The organism is Thalassobaculum sp. OXR-137 (genome assembly GCF_034377285.1).
In the GTDB taxonomy this organism is placed as follows: Bacteria; Pseudomonadota; Alphaproteobacteria; order Thalassobaculales; family Thalassobaculaceae; genus Thalassobaculum.
In genome coordinates this window covers 1,026,807-1,045,243 of sequence record NZ_CP139715.1, presented here as the reverse complement: position 1 = coordinate 1,045,243, position 18,437 = coordinate 1,026,807, and the positions used below count along the sequence as shown (strand labels likewise).

Sequence of the window (18,437 nt, the reverse complement as noted above, 5' to 3'; positions counted from 1 at the left end):
CAGACCAGTCCGTCCGAGGTGAGATGAGCGAAGAAACCGGCAAACGTCGCAGCAACAAGCTGGGCCGCGGCCTGTCCGCCCTGCTGGGGGAGGACGAGGACGAGCAGGCCCAGCTCGAACGGCTGCGCCAGTCCCGGGCGCTCCCGGTCGAGCAGCTCACCCCGGGTCCGTTCCAGCCGCGCCGGCGGTTCGACCAGGAAGACTTGCGCGAGCTGGCCGAAAGCGTGCGCGAGCAGGGGGTGATCCAGCCGATCCTGGTGCGCCGCGCGCCCGATGGCGACAAGTACCAGATCATCGCCGGCGAACGGCGCTGGCGGGCCGCGCAGCTCGCCCAGCTCCACGAGGTTCCGGTCCTCATCCGCGAGTTCGACGACCAGACGGCGATGGAGATCGCCATCGTCGAAAACGTTCAGCGCCGCGACCTCACGCCGCTGGAAGAGGCCGAGGGTTATCGCCGCCTGATCGACGAATACAGCCATTCCCAGGACGATATCGCCCGCGCGGTCGGCAAGAGCCGCAGCCATGTGGCCAATACCCTGCGCCTGCTCAACCTGCCCGACGAGGTGCGGGTTCTAGTGGAGGACGGCCAGCTCACCGCCGGCCACGCCCGTGCCCTGCTGTCGGCCGAAGACCCGGCCGCACTCGCCCGCGAGGTGGTCACCCGCAAGCTGAACGTGCGCGATACCGAGCGTCTGGTCCAGCGCGAGAAGGCGCCGCCCCCGGCACCGGCGGCGCCGAAGCAGAAGGATGCGGATACCCGTATCTTGGAGCAGGACCTGTCCGACCGCACAGGTCTAGTGGTAGCGATCAATCATAACGCCAATAACGGGTCCGGTAGTGTCACGCTACGCTACCAGGATTTGGACCAGCTGGACCTGATCGTGGAACGTCTGTCGGCCCATCAGAACCGTCGTTCGGACACGTTCGGCGCCCTGGACGGTGGCCCGGCCGAGGCAGAGGCGGCCGACGAAGACGGCGAGTGGGACGCGCCGTTGCCCGATGAGGTGGATCTGACCGCCGGAATCGACCCGACCCGGCCCCGGCCGACCGCGCCCGACGAAGAGGGCATCGCGGAGCCGGCCGGAGAGGCAGCGGACGGATCCGACCTCGACGGCGACGACCCGACCGATACGCGCTGGGACTTCGATGACGACGACGAGGATGACGATCCCTTGATCCCGAAGACCTAGTCGAGGGTGCGATTCGGATCGGCCTCATGAGCCGAAAATCCAATTATCTCTAATATGTTGACGCGATCTTTGCGGGAGGCGAGCTCCGGAATGGAGCTTCCCGCCGCCGGATCGTCTCCGGTGGCCCCGGCCGCGCTCTCACGTGCCCGATCGGTCAGCGGCGGCCCGGTCATACCGCCGTCTGAGGGGAACAGACCCGCCGATTTTTGGGTCCGAGCCGTGCGCCGGGCGGTCGGCCGTTACCGTCTGGCGCCGGCGCGACGGCCGGCCATCACCGCCATCCGCGCCACGTCGATCATGGCCTGGCCGCATTCGGCCTCGTCCGGAAAGCCCGTGGTCTTGCAGCGGATCTCCGCTTCGCCCAGCCGGGCGAGGGCGGAGGCGAGGCTGCGCAGATCCCAGCGTTGAAGCTGCCGGGCCATCGCGTCGGCGGTCCGGAAGAAGATCGGCGGCCGAAGCGACTTCACCGCGTCCACCGGATTGCGCCCGTCGGCCATGCGCGCGCGGGCCAGATGCAGCCGCTGGAAATAGGTGATCGCCATCCGGATGATCCGGACCGACGCCTCGCCCTGGCGGAACGCCCGATCGAGCCCGGTCATGATCGCGTCGGGCCGTCCTTCGGCTGCGGCGGCAATCAGCGCGTCAATATCCAGTGCTGCGCTATCTCCGATGGCCGAAACAACCAGATTGAGATCGATCGTCTGCCCAGATCCCGCCAAAAGGGTGAGCTTTTCGACCTCCATTCGGCTCGCCATCCGGTCGCCGCCCAGGTGCTCGATGAGGAACCGTTCGGCGTCCGGATCTATTTTGACGGAGCCCGTGGACAGGGTTTCCCGCACCATGGTCGCCAGGTCGCGTCCGCTATCCGCATAGCAGGCAAGTCCGGCGATATCCTCGCGTTTGCCCTCAAACAGCTTGCGCAGACCGCCGGCGGGCTTCAGGTCGCCGGCCTCGACCACGAGAAGGGTGTCGCCGGTATCGCCGTCGAGCGCGTTGACGATCGCGTCGCTGCATTTGTCGCCGGCATTGCGCAGGCGGACGAGACGCCGGCCGCCCATCAGTGAGCGGGCCCGCATCTCGTCGGAGAGGCGGGCCGGGTCGCCCGTGGCGTCGTCGCCGTCGAGTTCGCAGACGTTGAACGGGTCGTCGAGATTGTCGACGGCGGTGCGGGCGATGCGCTTGGCGAATTCGAGAACCTTGCCGGTATCGGGACCGTAGACCAGCACGGCTCGGACCCCCGGCGGCGGATCCTTGACGAACCGCTCCACACCGTTGGCCGCCACCTTCATCGCCGTCTCACCCCTCGGTGCGGTTGAAATAGAGGGCGAGGCGCAGGCGGATATCCTCCGCCAGTTCGGTCGCCGCCCGCAGCCGCGCGTCCTTCTCCGCCTGAAGGATCGCGTATTCGGAGGAGCTGATGGAGAAGCTGGAGGTGCGTTGGTTCGATCCCTGGGTGACGACCGCGTTGCTCTGAAGGTCGACCAGGCGCCACTTCACCTCGACGATGAACTTCGCGAAGGTTGCGGTGGAATCCCGCAGGATCACGATGTCGGACCGGCGTTCCTTGGCGTCGACCTGCAGCCTGTAGGTCGGGTTCCGGGCGACGCCGCGGGGATTGATGCGGTCGGCCAGCTCGTTGCGCAGGATCTGGCCGAGCCGGTTGTCGATCTGACCGATATCGACCTGGGGGAAGCCCTGGTTATAGACCGTATTCTCCGAGGGATTCTTGGCGTAGAGCGGCTGGAAACCGCAGCCCGACAGCGCGCCCGTCGCCAGCAGCCCGGCGACGATGGCGGCGGCGGCGCGCAGGCGGGCGGCGCGCAGGGGGGCTGTCCGGATCCGCCGCGCCACGCTCAGGCCACCACGTTGACGATCTTGTTCGGCACCGCGATCACCTTGCGGGGCTGCTTGCCGTCCAGCAGCCTGATCACGTTCGGCTGGCTCATGGCCTGCTCGATCATCGCGTCCTTCGAGCTGTCCTTGGCCATCTCTATGGTCGCGCGCAGCTTGCCGTTTACCTGAATGGCGATGGTGACGGTGTCGTCTTCCGCCAGGCTCGCATCGGCCTCGGGCCAGGGCGCGGTCGCCAGCATCGTGTCGTGCCCCAGGTGCCGCCACAATTCCTCGCAGATATGCGGGGTCATCGGCGCCATCAGGCGAACCAGGGTCTCGAAGCCGAAGCGCAGGGCCCAGGCCTCGCCCGCGCCCTTGCCGGACAGGGCGAAGATCTGGTTCGACAGTTCGCGGACCTGAGCCACAGCGCTGTTGAAGCGGAAGCGCTCGATGCTGTCGGCCACCGCCAGAACGGTCTTGTGGCAGGCCCGGTAGACCGCTTCGGCCTCGGCGGACAGGTCGGCCGGCTTCTGCGTGCCGGTGGCGGGGAGGGCGGTCTCGCTCTCCGTGATCTCGCGCCAGACCCGGTTGATGAAGCGCCAGGCGCCGTCGACGCCGGCCTCGGTCCATTCCAGGTCGCGCTCCGGCGGGCTGTCGGAGAGCATGAAGAGCCGGGCGGTATCGGCGCCGTAGCTGCCGATGATGTTGGCCGGGTCCACGGTGTTGCGCTTCGACTTCGACATCTTCTCCACCCGGCCGACCGTCACCGGCTTGCCGCCGTCGAGGGTGACCCAGTCGCCGCCGTCGGTCTTGGTGATCTCGTCGGGGTACAGCCAGCGGCCGTCCGCCCGGTAGGTTTCGTGGCAGACCATGCCCTGGGTGACCAGGCCGGCAAAGGGCTCGGCGATGGAGAGGTAGCCGCAGTCGCGCAGGGCCCGGGTGAAGAACCGGGCATAGAGCAGGTGCAGCACCGCATGCTCGACGCCACCGATATACTGGTCCACCGGCAGCCAGTAGTCGGCCGCCTGGCGGTCGAAGGCGATCTCGCCCTGGGCATCGGTGAACCGCGCGAAATACCAGGAGGATTCGAAGAACGTATCGAACGTGTCGGTCTCGCGCCGGGCCTCGCCGCCGCAGGACGGGCAGGTCGTGTGCTTCCAAGTGGGGTGGCGGTCCAGCGGGTTGCCCGGATGGTCGAACTCAACATCCTCCGGCAGTTCGACCGGGAGCTGGTCCTCGGGCACCGGGACGACGCCGCAGCTTTCGCAATGGATCATCGGGATCGGGCAGCCCCAGTACCGCTGGCGCGACACGCCCCAGTCGCGCAGGCGCCAGGTGGTCGTGCGCTCGCCGCGGCCGAGCTCCTCGAGACGGCCGGCAACCGCCGATTTGGCGGCCTCGATGTCCATCCCGTCCAGGAAGTCGGAATTGAAGATCTTGCCCGGACCCGTATATGCCTCGGTGCCGACGGTGAATCCGGCGGCCTCGGCGTCCGACGGCAGAACCACAGGGAGAACCGGCAGATCGTATTTGCGGGCGAAATCCAGGTCGCGCTGGTCATGGGCCGGGCAGCCGAAGATGGCGCCGGTGCCGTATTCCATCAGCACGAAGTTCGCGACGTAGACCGGCAGGGTCTTGCCCGGCATCAGCGGGTGCTCGACCTCGAGCGTGGTGCGATAGCCGCGCTTCTCGGCGGTCTCGATATCCGCCTCGCTGGTGCCCATGCGGTTGCATTCGGCGATGAAGGCCTGCAGCTCGGCATTGCCCTCGGCCATCTCGGCCGCCAGCGGATGGTTCGCCGACACGGCGCAGAAGCTGGCGCCGAACAGGGTGTCCGGCCGGGTGGTGAAGATCTCCAGGCTGTCGTCGCGGCCGACGAGCTGGAAGCGGACCCGCGCTCCCTCGGAGCGGCCGATCCAGTTATGCTGCATCAGCCGGACCTTGTCCGGCCAGCGGCCTTCCAGACCGTCCAGCGCGCCGAGCAGGTCCTCGGCATATTCGGTGATCTTCAGGAACCACTGGTTCAGCTTGCGCTTCTCGACGGGCGCGCCGGAGCGCCAGCCCTTGCCGTCGATCACCTGCTCGTTGGCGAGCACGGTGTTCTCCACCGGATCCCAGTTGACCCAGCTCTCCTTGCGGTAGGCGAGCCCGGCCTTGACGAAATCCAGGAACATCTTCTGTTCGTGGCGATAGTAGCTCGGATCGCAGGTCGCGACCTCGCGCCGCCAGTCGTAGCTCAGGCCCATGCCCTTGAGCTGCTCGCGCATGGCGTCGATGTTCTCCCGGGTCCACTTGCCCGGGTGCACGCCACGCTCGATCGCCGCGTTCTCCGCCGGCAGACCGAAGGCGTCCCAGCCCATCGGATGCAGCACGTTGAAGCCGCGCGCGGTCTTGTAGCGCGCCACCACATCCCCGAGGGTGTAGTTGCGGACATGGCCCATATGGATGCGCCCCGACGGATAGGGGAACATCTCCAGCACGTAGTATTTCGGCTTGGAGGGATCGGCCTCGACCTCGAAGCACCCGTCCTGCGCCCAGCGCGACTGCCACCGGGCTTCGGTTTCCTTGACGTTGTAGCGCGCCATGACGTGCAGCTCTCTTAGTGATGGCTTTGGGGCCACGGGCACGCGCGGCACCGGCTTAGGCGTGTTTACTGCGCCGCCTGCTGAATGCGGATCTGACGGGCGCGGGTCAGGATCGTGTTCTCCAGATCCTTGCCGAGGCTTTCGTCCACCGCGGAATCGCGCCAATCACCGGAATTGGTGCGGGTCTGACGGAACACGTTCGCCCGGATGCCGTCGGACCGCAGGGCGCGGTCGAGAATATAGACCGTGACCTTGAACCGTTCGTTCGGGCTTTCCGGCGGATTGTACCAGTCGGAAATGATCACACCGCCGAACGGATCGGCCGAGGACAGCGGCAGGAAGGAGAGAGTGTCGAGCGATGCGCGCCACAGAAAGGCGTTGACCGCCACGCCGCCTCCGCCCTGACCGCCCTCGTCGCCCTTGCCGAGCGAGAAGAGGTCGAGCCCGTTCGGGCCGGTCAGGGTGTCCTGCTTCTTATAGGTCGGCAGACCGTTTGGTCCCGTCGTGGGGTACTCGTACTCCACGGGGACGTCCGAGCCGCAGGCGGAAAGCGCCAGAAGGCACAGAACGCCTGCACCGACACCGCTCACTAATTTCGATCGAGAACTGGCCATCACAATCTTGTCCAAAGTTCGCAGCCATCTGTTTACCCATGCAAAGGGCCCGGCGCAATGATCGCCGCACGATCCCGTCTTCCGGTGTGCGAAAGCCGTGCGAAAGCTGGGGGAAAACAGCCGATCTTGAGGGCGCGAGAGGCGCAAATCCGCCGATCTCCGTTGTGACATATCCGCCACATTGAGACAGTTTTGCACCCGGAGCGGCGTCAGCCGAGTTGACGGTGGTCCGTAGAGCCCTGTAGCAATTGGCCATCGGTCAGGGATGGCGGGCGTGCTGTTTCGCTTTTTCCAGATGGACCGAGGACCCTAAAACACCTCGAACTCGGGAGATGGGGAATGAAGAAGGTTCTTCTCGGCTCGACGGCCATCGTTGCCGCCGGCCTGATTGCCGCACCGTCCGCCATGGCCGCTGAAAAGCTGCAGGTTTCGGTTGGCGGTTACATGGAGCAGTGGTTCGGCTACACGTCGGTCGACGACTCCACCGGCCGCGACGTTGACGGCTTCGACGTCAGGTCCGACTCTGAAATTCACTTCAAGGGCTCCACGACCCTGGATAACGGTATCGAGTTCGGTATCAACGTCCAGCTCGAGGCCAACAGCAACAGCTCTGACCAGATCGACGAGTCGTATCTGATCATGAGGGGCTCGTTCGGTGAGATCAACCTGGGCTCCGAAAACTCGGCGATGTACAAGATGCATTACGCTCCGAGCGATTTCGGTATCGGCATCAACTCCGGCGACCAGGGCAACTGGGCGGCTCTCGTGGGCAGCAACGTCTCCAGGTCCGGCTACTACGGCGGCGTTCTGGGTTCGACCTATGTCGAGCCGGGCCGTACGAGCGACTCCGAGAAGCTGACCTACTACACCCCGCGTTTCGCCGGCTTCCAGCTGGGTGCGTCGTACTCCCCGGACAACCTCCAGGACGTGACATTCGCTCCGGTTGACCGCAACACCGGCCTCTCCGACATGGTGACGTTCGGCGCCAACTACTCCGGCGACTTCGGCGGCGTGTCCCTCGGCGTGTCCGGCGGTTACGGCACCTTCATGGAGTCCGCTTCGGGCACCGATGAGCCGGAGAGCTACAGCGCCGGTGTGACCCTCGGTGTTGGCGGCTTCGGCGTGGGCGCGTCCTACGCTGCTGAGGAAGGCGCGACCGAAGGTCAGTCCTACAACCTCGGCGTCTCCTACGAGACCGGCCCGTTCGGCGTCAGCCTGTCCTACTTCCATGGCGAAGTTGACAACAGCTCCGCGCAGGACACCGTGCATCTGTCGGGCAAGTATGCTCTGGGTCCGGGCGTCACCGCCGCTGCGACCCTGGGCTATGCTGAGTTCGAGGACGATGGTACTGCCGGCTCCGACGAGATCGAGGCCACCTACTTCGTCACCGGTATCCGTCTGTCCTTCTAATCCAGAAGACAGTCTGATTTGGGGAGCCGCCTTCGGGCGGCTCCCTTCTTTTTTGCGCCCGGATAGGCTATCGGTTGGCCAACACTTCTGACACGCGACCGACCCCAGGGCTCCGATGACCGACGTTTCCTTCGACCGGCTGTTCCGCGCGATCGACCGCGATCGCTTTCTCGACCAGTATTTCGACAAGGCGCCGTATTACGAGGCCGGGGCTGTCCGCAGCGTCGAGACGGTGTTCTCCTGGTCGCACATGAACGACCTGCTGGCCCGCCCGAAGCTCTGGGACGGGCATACGATCGAGATGGCGCTGGACGGCAAGGTGCTGCCTGCGGCCCAGTTCTGCCGGCCGGGACATGGGCGCCAGGGCGAGTCCGGCCTGCGGCCGGACCGGGGCAAGGTGACCGCCCTGCTGCAGAAGGGGGCGACCTTCGTCCTCGATTTCCTGGAAGGGATCGATCCTCGGATCGCGTCGGTTTCCCGGGCGCTCGAGCGGCTCACCGGGGCCAACACGTCCTGCAACGCCTATTGCTCCTGGAAGGCGGTGCGGGGCTACGCCTCCCATTTCGACTGCATGGACGTCTTCGCCCTGCAGATCGAAGGCGAGAAGACCTGGAACCTCTACGAAGGCCGGTTTCCGGAGGCGTCCTTCGTCCCGGGCAGCCGCCCCAGCGACTTCACCGCCGAGCAGCACGACCGCATGAAGGGCAAGCTGGCGCAGCAGGTGACCACGCGGCCGGGCGACATTCTCTACCTGCCGCGCGGCCTGTATCACGACGCGCTCGCCACCGACACGGCCTCGCTGCACCTGTCCTTCGGCTCGACGCCGGCGGTCGGGGTCGCGGTGCTGGAGATGCTCGCCCGCGAGATGCAGGGCCAGGAGTATTTCCGCAAGCGGCTGCCGCATTTCGAGGATCGCGCGGCGCTTGCCGCCTATCTCCAGGGTATCGGCCAGACCGTGAACAAGGTGCTTGCCGATCCGGCGTTCCATGACTTCGTGGCCGGCTTCCAGAAGGACCGCATCTTCGACAAGGTCGCGGACTATCGCTTCCCGGAGCGCGATACCGACGGATATTTCTTCGTCTCGCGCTATGCGCCCGTGGTTCAGGGCACCGGGGACGGCCTGACAGTCACCCATCGCGGCCAGACGTTCCAGCGCGCCGCCGCGGACCGCGAGATGCTCGCCTGGATCCTCGAGCGCGAGGAATTCTGGCTCTCCGAGCTCTCCGAAGCCCATGGCCAGCGGGGCGAGGCGGGCCGGACGCTGATCCAGGCCCTGATCCAGAACAAGGTCATCTTTCCGGTGCAGGTCTGACCGATGTCCGGCGGAATCCTCTGGCTGGCCTCCTACCCCAAATCGGGCAACACCTGGATCCGGATCTTCCTGGAGAACCTCTTCCGAAACGGCGCGGCGCCGGTGTCGATCAACGAGCTCAACGTGGTCTCCTTCGGCGACGCCCAGCGGGATCTCTACCAGTCGCTGACCCAGCGGCCGATCGACGAGATGACCGACCAGGAGCTCGATCAGCTGCGCCCCGTGCTGCAGCAGAAGCTCGCCTCCCGGCCAGAGACCTCGATCGTGAAGACCCATAACCGCATCGGTTTTGCCGGGGACATTCCGATCATCGGCCTCGAGCAGACCATGGGGGCGATCTACGTCGTGCGGAACGTGTTCGACGTCGCCGTGTCCTTCGCCGCCCACTACAACGGCACGATGGAACAGGTGGTGGACGGACTGTGCCGCGATACCATGCACACGCCGACCACCAAGGCGGCGATCGTCCAGTATCTCGGCCCCTGGGGGGAGCATTACCGGGGCTGGACCGGCGTGCCGGGCTTCGAGCCGCTGGTCCTGCGCTACGAGGACCTGCGGTCCAAGCCGTTCAAGGAATTCTCCCGCATCGTCAAGTTCCTGAACATCCCGGCCACTCCCGAGCGGATCAAGAAGGCGATCCGGTTCAGCAATTTCGAGGAGGTCTCCCGACAGGAGAAGCAGGCCGGCTTCCGCGAGCGGGTCCGCTCGGATCAGACCTTCTTCCGCGAAGGCAAGGTCGGCGGGTGGCGCAAGAGCCTGTCGGACGCCCATGTCGCCCAGCTGATCGACGTCCATGGCGACGTCCTGCGGGAGCTGCGGTATATCGACAAGAACGGCAAGCCGACGGTCTGATGCCATGGCCGGCCCGCTCCCGCCCAAGGCCAGAACCGCGCTGGAGAAATCCCTCTCCTCCGGAGATCCGGCGCCGGCCCGCCCGGTCCACGATCTTCTGCTGAAGCACCGGGCCGTCCCCGGCGCGGCCCTGTTCCGCCTGGCCATGCTGGAAGCGGGCGCCGGTGCCTTCGCCACGGCCGACCGGCTGCTGGTCGAGGCCGACCGCCGGCAACCCGGAGACGCGCAGATCCTGGTCAACAGAGCGCAGGTGCGCCTGGCGCTGGACGACCCCGAGGGTGCCCTCGGCCTGCTGTCCCGCCTGCCCGATCAGGTCCGCGCGAACCCCGCCGTGATCCGGCTGACGGCCGAGGCCGCCCTGTCCTGCGATCGGCTGGACGAGGCGATCGGCGCCTATGAGGCCCTGGCGGCCACGGGCGGCGGCACCGATCCGGCGGTGCTCGCCAACCATGGCACGGCCCTGCGGCGCCTCGGCCGGTTCGAGGAGGCGGCCGACAAACTCGGGCGGGCGATCGACCGGGGCGCCGGCAGCGAGGCCGTGGTCGGACTGGCGGGTCTGTACGGCCAGCTCGACCAGCATGACCGGGCGGTGGACCTGCTGTCGGCGCATCTCGGCCGCAGGCCGCTGGACAGCGTGCTGCTGCGCCAGTTGGCGGCCACCGAGCGGGCGGCCGGGGATGGCGGCCGGGCGCGCAAGGCGGCCGACCGGGCCCTTCTCGTCGCACCCGGACAGGCATCGGCCCTGGTTCTCCTTGCAGAATTCGCCGAGAACGCGGCCGATCTCGACGGCGCGGAGCGCTGGGCCCGCCGGGCTCTCGCGACCGCGCCCGACACCGCGGCGGCGGCGCTGGTGCTGGCTTCGGTGGCCCGCCGACGCGGCGATCCGGCGGGGTCCCTGTCGATCGTGGAAGCCGGGATCGACCGGTGCCCGGCGGCGATGCGCCATCTCTTTCTGTTCGAGCGGGCGCGGTCCCTGGAAACGGCGCGGCGCACGGATGAGGCCTTCGCCGCCTTCGCCGAGGCCAACGCCCGTCAGGTGGCCACTGCCCGCCCGCAGCGGGATCCGGGCCGCGCGCTGGCGCAGCTCGAGGCGCTGGCCGAGCTCCACCGCGCCGGACCGCCGGTCGGCGAGGGCGATGCCGGGTCGGATCTGCTGTTCGTCGTCGGCTTTCCGCGATCCGGCACCACCCTGATCGACCAGGTGCTGGACGCCCATTCCCGGATCGAGGTCGTCGAGGAGCGGCCCCTGGTCGCGGCGATGATCGCCGATCTGACCCTGTCGGCCCATCGCTACCCGGTGGATCTACCGGCCTTGAAAGAGCCGGAAATTGAAGAGTTGAGGCGGCACTACCGTGTCCGGCTGGCCCGTCATACCAGGCGCACCGATACCCGCTACACGGTCGACAAGATGCCGCTGAACATGGCGCATGTGGCGCTGATCCGGCGGGTGTTTCCGGGCGCCCGGTTCATTCTCGCCCTGCGCCACCCCTGCGATGTGGTTCTGTCCTGCTTCATGCAGAACTTCGTGCTCAACGACTGGATGGCGGCGTTCTCCTCGCTCGACGGGGCGGCGGCCCTGTACCGGGCGACCTTCACCGCCTGGGAGAGCTATTGCCGGGCGGTCGAGACGCCGGCCCTTGCCGTGCGCTACGAGGACGTGGTCGCGGATCTGGAGCGGGAGGCCCGCCGGATCACCGACTTCCTCGACCTGCCGTTCGAGCCTGGCATGCTGGCCTTTCACGACCATGCCCGCAGCCGCGGTGTCCTCGCGACCCCGAGCGCGGCGCAGGTCACCCAACCGATCTATCGAACCGCGCTGGCCCGCTGGCGGCGGTATGATAGCGTTATGGCGCCGATCGCCCAGGCGCTGTCGGCGGAAATCGAGCGATACGGATATGCGGAGGAAGAGACATGAGCGCGGCAACGGGACAGGCTGTCGGTGAGGATGGCGGCCCGGTCGCCGTCGATCCGCACCTGGTGCGGCAGATCTCCGACAATATCGACACCATCCGCCACGCCATCGAGAAGGCGGCGGGCGAAGCGGAGCGGGATCCCGCCGCGGTGACGCTGATCGCGGTCGGCAAGGTCCAGCCGGTGGAGCGGGTCGAGGCGGCGCTGCTCGCCGGCCAGCGGGTCTTCGGCGAGAACCGGGTCCAGGAAGCCAAGAGCAAATGGCCCGACTTCCGCAGCCGGTACGAGGGCGTGGAACTGCACCTCATCGGCCCGCTGCAGACCAACAAGGTCAAGGAGGCGGTCGAGCTCTTCGACGTGATCCAGACAGTGGACCGCCCCAAGCTCGCCCGCGAACTGGCCAAGGAGATGGAGAAACAGGGCCGAAAGCTCGCCTGTTACATCCAGGTCAATACGGGCGAGGAGGAGCAGAAGGCCGGCGTCTCGCCCGCCGAGGCCGATGCCTTCATCGCCGAGTGCCGCGACATGCTGGGGCTTACCGTGGTCGGGCTGATGTGTATCCCGCCGGTGGAGGACAATCCGGCGCTGCATTTCGCCATGCTGCGGGAGGTCGCCAAGCGCAATGGGTTGGCGAACCTGTCGATGGGGATGAGCGGGGATTTCGAGACCGCCGTCGAGATGGGCGCGACCCATGTCCGGGTCGGCACCGCGATCTTCGGCGCCCGCGACTACGACTGAGCGCGCGGCCGCACCTGCCCGGTCAGGACTGTTCCCTGGTCTTCATGGACTCGTAGCGGTCGAGCGCGCGCGACATCCAGTTGGCGACATCGGTATTGCCGCCCGTGGCCAGGGTCAGCGGTGCGCCGGCCGGAGCCTGGGCGCTGCGCGCCGGCGCCGTCTGAGCGGCCGCCGACGGGGTCACGTCCACGACGAGGCCCTTGCCGCCGGTGGGTTGGGCGCCTCGGCCCGGCGCGCTCTGGACTGCGTTCACCGCCGGATCGGCGGCCTGAGTCCGGGCGGGGGTGAGCGCCGGGGTGCGCACGGCGTTGGCCCGCTGGATGAAGGCGTCGAGGCGGCTGGCGGCGGATCCCGAGAATTCCTGCGAGCCCGCCGGCGTCGGACCGGCCTGGGCGGCGGCGAGCGCCATCGCGCCGGCCTGTGCGGCCGGGACGGAGCCCGGGGTCGCGGGTTGGGCCGCGTCGGCGAAGGCGGCGACGGAAGCCGGCACCGGGCCGGCCAGCGGGTCGCCCGATTCGGCGGCCTGCGATGCGTCGGCCAGCATGGCGGCCGGATCCTGGGCCGGCGTGCCGACCTCTTCGCCGCGCAGATAGGCCATGGCGGTTCCGCCGATATCCGAGCCGGTCTCGCCTTCGGTGATGGTGTTGGCGAGCGCGCCGATCACGCCGGCCGGACCGCCCCAGAGCGCGCCCCCGGCCATGCGGGCGGTTTCCGAGATCGTGTCGCCGGTCAGCTCCCGGTACAGGGTGCTGACCACCGGGATGTGCTGCAGCGGATTGATCACGTCCAGAAGGTCGGCAAAGCCGAAGGAGTCGTTCGTGCCGCCGGTGCCCGGCTCGCACGGATCTGCCTCGCCGCTCTGGCACTTCTGCGACCACCAGCTTGGATTTGCCTGGCCCGTTGCTTCTGTCACGCTCATCGCACACTCCTCCGTCATCCAGAGAGAAGCAAGCTGCGTGCCAAGCACCGTGGGAAATAAACTTTAGCGATTCCGGTCTGTTAGCGCGCCGGCGGTGGGAACCGACCCGGCATCCTCCGCCTCTGCGGCGCGGTCGGCGGCAGAGACTGCCGCCCTGCAGGGTCCGGGGCGGAATCTTTCGCCGCCGTCTGGAAGACGCTGTCTAGAAGAGGTGACCCGACCGCGACGCCTTGGTCGCGAGATAGCGTTCGTTGTGGCTGTTCGAGGCGAAGATATGGGGCACCCGCTCCACCACCTCCACGCCGCAGGCGGCGAGCTGTTCCATCTTGGAGGGGTTGTTGGTCATCAGCCGCACCCGGCCGACGCCGAGCTGGCGCAGCATCTCCGCCGCTGGGAAATACACCCGTTCGTCGTCGTCGAAGCCGAGGGTGGTGTTCGCGTCCACCGTGTCGGCCCCGAGATCCTGCAGGGTGTAGGCGCGCAGCTTGTTGATCAGGCCGATATCCCGGCCCTCCTGCGCCAGATACAGCAGGATGCCGCCGCCGGCCTGCTCGATCTCCCGGATCGCGCCGCGCAGCTGGTCGCCGCAGTCGCAGCGCAGACTGCCCAGAAGATCGCCCGTCAGGCAGGCGGAATGGATGCGGATCAGCACCGGGCCCACATCCGCGTCGGGCTCGCCGATGCGGATCGCCACATGTTCGGTGCCGCCGTCCATCGGCCGGAAGGCCGTCAGTTCGCAGAGCTCCGCATCGGCCAGCGGCACCCGGGCCGAGGCGGCACGGATCAGCCGGTGGGCGCTGGTCTCGGCATAGCGTTCGATTTCGCCGGCCTCGACCACCAGCAGGGCCCGTTCCCGCGCCCAGGCGGTCATGGTCGAGGCGGAGATCCCGTGCACCGTGGCGACAAGGGCGCTGGGTAGCAGGCGCGCCAGCTTCACCAGGGTCACCGCCGCCGCGGCCGCGGTATCCGCGCGCTCCGGCAGGGCGGTGAGACCGGCCGGAACGGCGGCCTGGCGGGTGGGGTCGGACAGATCGAGCACCGCATCCACGTCCAGGGCGGTCGACAGCGCGACCGAAACGGCCGGGGCGTCGGTCCCGGAGCCCAGCACGGCCGCCCGGTTGCGGGTCAGGACGAGGCGCGGCTCGGAGCCGGCGATGGCCGACATCTGGCCCATCAGTTCGCGGGTCGCCATCTCGCTGCCGGCGGCCACCGCCAGGCGGTCGAGGTCGCGTCCGGCGCGGATCGCCACCAGGCCGCCGCGCCGCAGCTCGGCGATGGCCCGATCGACCGCGAGCTGGCCGGTGGCGCGCACGAAGGGGCGCGGCCCGGCAGGGCGGTCTGAGGACGGTCGGGGCGTGGCGGGTGCGCCGTCGAGGGAACTGGCGGGGGCGCCGGCGGCGGGATCGCGGTCATCGGGCATGGCGCGCATATTGATCGCCGCGCCCGTCAGGTCAAGACGAATGGACCTCACGACGCAGGGGCGCTGGAATGCTAGAACGGGACGACCGGAAGAGTCGGGCCAGGAAAGTCGATACGGGAGAAAGCGATGACGGTCTTCGGGACCTACGATCAGGCGGCGCTCGACGCCCAGTACAACAACCAGGCCAAGGTGCCCGACGTGGCCGGTATCGGTCAGCGCTGGATGGCCCGGGGCGCCGAGGCGCGCAACGCGCTGTCCTGCGACCTGGACCTGGCCTACGGACCGCATGAGCGCCACCGGGTCGACGTGTTCCCGGCCGCCCGGCCCGACGCGCCGATCCTCGCCTTTATCCATGGCGGCTACTGGCACACGCGGGACAAGTCCCTGGTGCATTTCCTGGCGCCGACCTATGTGGCCGCCGACGTGACCCTGGTCTCGGTCGAGTACCGGCTGTGCCCGGAGGTGACGATCGCCGATATCGTCGCCGACGTGACCGCCGCCATCGAGTGGATCCACGCCAATGCCGAGCGGGTCGGCGGTCGCGCCGACAAGCTGCACGTGGCCGGGCATTCCGCCGGCGGCCATCTGGCGGCGATGCTCTGCGGCCCCAACGGCCGGCCGGATCTGCTGAAGGGCGGCTGCTCGGTCTCCGGCCTCCACGACCTGGAGCCGATCCGCCTGTGCTACCTCAACGAGAGCCTGCATCTGAAGCCCGAGGATGTGGCGCCGCTCAGCCCCATTTCCATTGCCCGCGACCTGAAGAAGGGCGATGGCCGCCTGCCGCCGCTGATCGCCACGGTCGGCCTGGAAGAGGGGCCGGAATACCTGCGCCAGCGCGACGAGCTGATTCAGGCGCTGCACGCCGCCGGTCAGCCGGCCCTGTCGGTGGATGTGGAGGGCGGCAATCACTTCACCGCTCTGGAGGCCTTCGGCGACCCGCACCACCCGCTATGTCTGGCCATGCTGCGCCAGATGCTCTCCCCCGGTTTTTGAGATCCGCGAGGGAGGAAAGATGCCGACCGCAAGCTTCAACGGCGAGGTGATCGCCGAGGCCGAGGAGGTGGTCACCATCGAGGGCGTGGCCTATTTCCCCCCCGAAGCCGTGCGCCTCGACTGCCTGGAGGAGACGGCCACCCGCACCGGCTGTCCGTGGCGCGGGGTCGCCACCTACTACACGGTGCGCGTGGGCGACCGGGAGGAGCGCGACGCCGCCTGGCGCTATCTGGAGCCCAAGCGCAAGGCGCGACGGATCGCCGGCTGGGTGGCGTTCTGGAAGGGCGTAACGGTGGAGGGCGTCGGCGACGGACTCGTCGAATGAGCGCGCCACGGTTATTTGAGGTAACCTGAGGCGGCCTGCGTGCATTGGCGCCCTGGTAATGCGATGCCGCAGCCTGACCGGGCCGCAGCTTAACCGGATGGGAATGACGATGACGACGGGACGCAAGGTTCTTCTGGTGGACGACGACGAGGCGCTGCGCGGGACTCTCGCCGAGCAGCTGCAGCTTCACGAGGAGTTCGACACCAGCGAGGCGGGGACCGGCGCCGAAGGGCTGGAGGCCGCCAAGGCCGCCACCTACGATCTGATCCTGCTCGATGTCGGTCTTCCGGACATGGATGGCCGCGACCTCTGCCGGCTGATGCGCAAGGCGGGGGTGAAGTCGCCTGTCATCATGCTCACCGCCCAGGACAGCGACGCCGACACGATCCTCGGTCTCGATGCCGGCGCCAACGATTATGTGACCAAGCCGTTCAAGGTGGCGGTGCTCCTGGCCCGGATGCGCGCCCAGCTCCGCCAACACGAGCAGAGCGACGACGCGGTGTTCTCCATCGGCCCCTACGCCTTCAAGCCGGCGGCGAAGCTGATGGTGGACGAAACCAAGAACCGCAAGATCCGCCTGACCGAGAAGGAAACCGCGATCCTCAAATACCTGTATCGGGCCGGCGACCGGATGGTCCGGCGCGAGACCCTGCTCAACGAGGTCTGGGGCTACAATGCCGGGGTCACAACCCACACGCTGGAAACCCACGTGTACCGGCTGCGCCAGAAGATCGAGCCCGACCCGTCCCGAGCCGAGATCCTGGTCACGGATACGGGCGGCTATCGGCTTGTTCCGTAAATCGGATTCCGGCCGGCATAGTTAATGAACCGTCATCCTGAACTTGCTTCAGGACCTTTGCCGGCCACCTCTTCCCACAATTTCCAGCCATAAAAAGACGCCGGAAACCCGTCGATACGATTCCGTATCAATCGGGCCGATACCGGCCCATGCGCGCCAGGCCGAGGCCGAGCAGCAAGGCGCCGAGGGCGCAGAGCGTGGTGAGGGCGGCGAAGACCCAGGTGACGTCGGCCCAGACCTGCATCACCAGCAGGATCTGCGGCAGCAGGATCGGTCCGATCAGCACGCCGAGATTGCGCCCGGTCATCAGCACCGCGAAGGCGCTCGGTCCCGCCCGGGACGAGCCCAGGATGGTGCTCGGCAGGGCGAACAGGCAGACCGGCGTCACCCCGATGCCGAGGCCGTAGGCGACCAGCGAGACGATCCCGGTGGTCAGCGTGGTCGTATAGGGGATGGTCCACCAAACCGCCGCCTGCAGCACGATGGAGGCGACGAACATCGGCGCCAGGGGCAGGCCGCGGCGGATCGCGATGGATGTCAGCAGGCCGACCACGATCAGGATCACCACCGGTACCGAATAGCCGATCGTCGCCCAGTCCTCCGACAGGCCGTGCGCCTCGACCAGGAACTGAGGCAGCCAGGTCATGTAGGCGAAATACTGGGTCGACCACAGGGTGAAGATCAGCGCCGCCAGACTGAGCGCCCAGCGTTCGTCGGTGGAGAAGGGCGCGTGGACCGTCCCGGCGGGCCGCCGCAGGTCGAGATCGGCCGCACCCCGCAAACGGATCGCCACCATCCAGCCGGCGAGCAGGACCGTCGCCACGCCGGTCGCGATCCAGGACAGCCGCCAGCCGCCCCAGGCCTCGCCCTCGGCCATATGGCCGAGCGGCACCAGCAGGTTCGCGCTGATCTGGCCGAGCGGGATCCAGATCGCCGACAGGGCAATCGCTAGCGGCAGGTGGCTCGGCCCGGCGCTGCGGTTGGTATAGACCGGCCCGGCGATGGCGAAGACCGCGAAGGCGAGCCCTTCCAGCCCGCGGGCGGCCAGCATGACCATCGCGCTCTCCGGATGGATCAGGGCCAGCACGTTGCCGCCGATCGCCGTGGCGAAGGCGGTGAGCAGGATCGGGACCGTCCCGATCCGCTGCAGCAGCCAGCCCAGGCCGAAGGAGACCGCTAGGCCGACCACCGCATAGATCGACATGAAGGCGCCGGCCATCACCTTGGGATAGGCGTACTCGGCCAGCAGCGCCGGCAGCAGCGGCGGCAGCTTGAACTGCTGAAAAGCGGCGAGGGTCGCCAGCAGGAAGCCGAACAGAATGCCGGTCCAGTTCGTGCGGCGCATGTCGGGTCGGACCATCGGCGAGCTTCGTGTCGGGAGCGGGGAGGGCAGAGCAGGCGGTGACGTCGGGCAGTCGTGTCGGGCCGTCACTCTGGGGCATCGATCGGCGGGCGACAACTGCGTACATGCAGGTGTTCTCCCCTGCATTTTTCCTGCAACATGCCTGTGGTAGGGGTTGCGGGCGGGCGTGAAGG

General features: G+C 67.8%; 16 protein-coding genes. 9 read left to right on the top strand and 7 right to left on the bottom strand.

Going from position 1 to position 18,437, the window contains the following annotated elements:
* Positions 1 to 23: 23 nt before the first annotated feature.
* Positions 24 to 1,190, top strand: coding sequence for a ParB/RepB/Spo0J family partition protein (locus T8K17_RS04870; RefSeq protein WP_322333381.1), 1,167 nt, complete (start codon positions 24 to 26; stop codon positions 1,188 to 1,190).
* A 239-nt stretch (positions 1,191 to 1,429) separates the two neighbouring features.
* Here the strand turns inward: T8K17_RS04870 and holA are convergent, their stop codons facing one another.
* The 4 genes from holA to T8K17_RS04850 all read right to left on the bottom strand — a co-directional run bounded on the left by holA (position 1,430) and on the right by T8K17_RS04850 (position 6,132).
* Positions 1,430 to 2,479: a DNA polymerase III subunit delta gene (gene holA / locus T8K17_RS04865; RefSeq protein WP_322333380.1), complete on the bottom strand. Its 1,050-nt coding sequence runs from the start codon at positions 2,477 to 2,479 to the stop codon at positions 1,430 to 1,432.
* Positions 2,480 to 2,486: 7 nt separating this feature from the next.
* A complete protein-coding gene (gene lptE / locus T8K17_RS04860) occupies positions 2,487 to 3,041 on the bottom strand; it encodes an LPS assembly lipoprotein LptE (protein ID WP_322333379.1) in 555 nt (184 codons plus the stop codon).
* A gap of 2 nt (positions 3,042 to 3,043) precedes the next feature.
* The gene (gene leuS / locus T8K17_RS04855; RefSeq protein WP_322333378.1) at positions 3,044 to 5,608 is read right to left on the bottom strand and encodes a leucine--tRNA ligase; all 2,565 of its coding nucleotides are present in this window, start codon (positions 5,606 to 5,608) and stop codon (positions 3,044 to 3,046) included.
* Between the two features lie 65 nt (positions 5,609 to 5,673).
* Positions 5,674 to 6,132: a DUF3576 domain-containing protein gene (locus T8K17_RS04850; RefSeq protein ID WP_322333377.1), complete on the bottom strand. Its 459-nt coding sequence runs from the start codon at positions 6,130 to 6,132 to the stop codon at positions 5,674 to 5,676.
* A 429-nt stretch (positions 6,133 to 6,561) separates the two neighbouring features.
* Between T8K17_RS04850 and T8K17_RS04845 the strand changes: the two genes are divergently transcribed.
* The 5 genes from T8K17_RS04845 to T8K17_RS04825 all read left to right on the top strand — a co-directional run bounded on the left by T8K17_RS04845 (position 6,562) and on the right by T8K17_RS04825 (position 12,445).
* The gene (locus T8K17_RS04845; RefSeq protein ID WP_322333376.1) at positions 6,562 to 7,632 is read left to right on the top strand and encodes a porin; all 1,071 of its coding nucleotides are present in this window, start codon (positions 6,562 to 6,564) and stop codon (positions 7,630 to 7,632) included.
* A 115-nt stretch (positions 7,633 to 7,747) separates the two neighbouring features.
* On the top strand, positions 7,748 to 8,944 hold the full coding sequence (locus T8K17_RS04840) for a JmjC domain-containing protein (RefSeq protein WP_322333375.1): 1,197 nt from the start codon (positions 7,748 to 7,750) through the stop codon (positions 8,942 to 8,944).
* 3 nt (positions 8,945 to 8,947) lie between these two features.
* On the top strand, positions 8,948 to 9,796 hold the full coding sequence (locus T8K17_RS04835) for a sulfotransferase domain-containing protein (RefSeq protein ID WP_093152158.1): 849 nt from the start codon (positions 8,948 to 8,950) through the stop codon (positions 9,794 to 9,796).
* A 4-nt stretch (positions 9,797 to 9,800) separates the two neighbouring features.
* Entirely contained in the window at positions 9,801 to 11,711 is a 1,911-nt protein-coding gene (locus T8K17_RS04830; RefSeq protein ID WP_322333374.1) for a tetratricopeptide repeat-containing sulfotransferase family protein, read from the top strand.
* Positions 11,708 to 12,445, top strand: a complete 738-nt coding sequence (locus T8K17_RS04825) for a YggS family pyridoxal phosphate-dependent enzyme (RefSeq protein WP_322333373.1) — start codon at positions 11,708 to 11,710, stop codon at positions 12,443 to 12,445. The genes T8K17_RS04830 and T8K17_RS04825 overlap by 4 nt, the downstream gene beginning before the upstream one ends.
* A gap of 22 nt (positions 12,446 to 12,467) precedes the next feature.
* On the opposite strand, the gene T8K17_RS04820 is transcribed toward T8K17_RS04825, so the two are convergent.
* Positions 12,468 to 13,364, bottom strand: coding sequence for a hypothetical protein (locus tag T8K17_RS04820; protein ID WP_322333372.1), 897 nt, complete (start codon positions 13,362 to 13,364; stop codon positions 12,468 to 12,470).
* A gap of 202 nt (positions 13,365 to 13,566) precedes the next feature.
* The gene (gene ribA / locus T8K17_RS04815; protein ID WP_322333371.1) at positions 13,567 to 14,793 is read right to left on the bottom strand and encodes a GTP cyclohydrolase II; all 1,227 of its coding nucleotides are present in this window, start codon (positions 14,791 to 14,793) and stop codon (positions 13,567 to 13,569) included.
* A 117-nt stretch (positions 14,794 to 14,910) separates the two neighbouring features.
* On the opposite strand from ribA, the gene T8K17_RS04810 reads away from it, so the two are divergent.
* The 3 genes from T8K17_RS04810 to T8K17_RS04800 all read left to right on the top strand — a co-directional run bounded on the left by T8K17_RS04810 (position 14,911) and on the right by T8K17_RS04800 (position 16,901).
* The gene (locus T8K17_RS04810) at positions 14,911 to 15,777 is read left to right on the top strand and encodes an alpha/beta hydrolase (protein ID WP_322333370.1); all 867 of its coding nucleotides are present in this window, start codon (positions 14,911 to 14,913) and stop codon (positions 15,775 to 15,777) included.
* 19 nt (positions 15,778 to 15,796) lie between these two features.
* Positions 15,797 to 16,102, top strand: a complete 306-nt coding sequence (locus T8K17_RS04805) for a DUF427 domain-containing protein (protein ID WP_322333369.1) — start codon at positions 15,797 to 15,799, stop codon at positions 16,100 to 16,102.
* Positions 16,103 to 16,211: 109 nt separating this feature from the next.
* A complete protein-coding gene (locus T8K17_RS04800; RefSeq protein ID WP_322333368.1) occupies positions 16,212 to 16,901 on the top strand; it encodes a response regulator transcription factor in 690 nt (229 codons plus the stop codon).
* Between the two features lie 127 nt (positions 16,902 to 17,028).
* Here the strand turns inward: T8K17_RS04800 and T8K17_RS04795 are convergent, their stop codons facing one another.
* Positions 17,029 to 18,261 (bottom strand): MFS transporter, encoded by a 1,233-nt coding sequence (locus T8K17_RS04795; RefSeq protein ID WP_322333367.1) that lies wholly within the window; start codon positions 18,259 to 18,261, stop codon positions 17,029 to 17,031.
* Positions 18,262 to 18,437 lie beyond the last annotated feature (176 nt).

Coding starts and splice junctions, on each gene's coding strand:
- T8K17_RS04830 (WP_322333374.1), top strand. CDS start 9,801: ATGGCCGGCCCGCTCCCGCCCAAGGCCAGAACCGCGCTGGAGAAATCC.
- holA (WP_322333380.1), bottom strand. CDS start 2,479: ATGAAGGTGGCGGCCAACGGTGTGGAGCGGTTCGTCAAGGATCCGCCG.
- T8K17_RS04795 (WP_322333367.1), bottom strand. CDS start 18,261: ATGGTCCGACCCGACATGCGCCGCACGAACTGGACCGGCATTCTGTTC.
- T8K17_RS04870 (WP_322333381.1), top strand. CDS start 24: ATGAGCGAAGAAACCGGCAAACGTCGCAGCAACAAGCTGGGCCGCGGC.
- T8K17_RS04835 (WP_093152158.1), top strand. CDS start 8,948: ATGTCCGGCGGAATCCTCTGGCTGGCCTCCTACCCCAAATCGGGCAAC.
- T8K17_RS04840 (WP_322333375.1), top strand. CDS start 7,748: ATGACCGACGTTTCCTTCGACCGGCTGTTCCGCGCGATCGACCGCGAT.
- T8K17_RS04810 (WP_322333370.1), top strand. CDS start 14,911: ATGACGGTCTTCGGGACCTACGATCAGGCGGCGCTCGACGCCCAGTAC.
- ribA (WP_322333371.1), bottom strand. CDS start 14,793: ATGCGCGCCATGCCCGATGACCGCGATCCCGCCGCCGGCGCCCCCGCC.
- T8K17_RS04845 (WP_322333376.1), top strand. CDS start 6,562: ATGAAGAAGGTTCTTCTCGGCTCGACGGCCATCGTTGCCGCCGGCCTG.
- T8K17_RS04825 (WP_322333373.1), top strand. CDS start 11,708: ATGAGCGCGGCAACGGGACAGGCTGTCGGTGAGGATGGCGGCCCGGTC.
- T8K17_RS04805 (WP_322333369.1), top strand. CDS start 15,797: ATGCCGACCGCAAGCTTCAACGGCGAGGTGATCGCCGAGGCCGAGGAG.
- T8K17_RS04800 (WP_322333368.1), top strand. CDS start 16,212: ATGACGACGGGACGCAAGGTTCTTCTGGTGGACGACGACGAGGCGCTG.
- T8K17_RS04820 (WP_322333372.1), bottom strand. CDS start 13,364: ATGAGCGTGACAGAAGCAACGGGCCAGGCAAATCCAAGCTGGTGGTCG.
- leuS (WP_322333378.1), bottom strand. CDS start 5,608: ATGGCGCGCTACAACGTCAAGGAAACCGAAGCCCGGTGGCAGTCGCGC.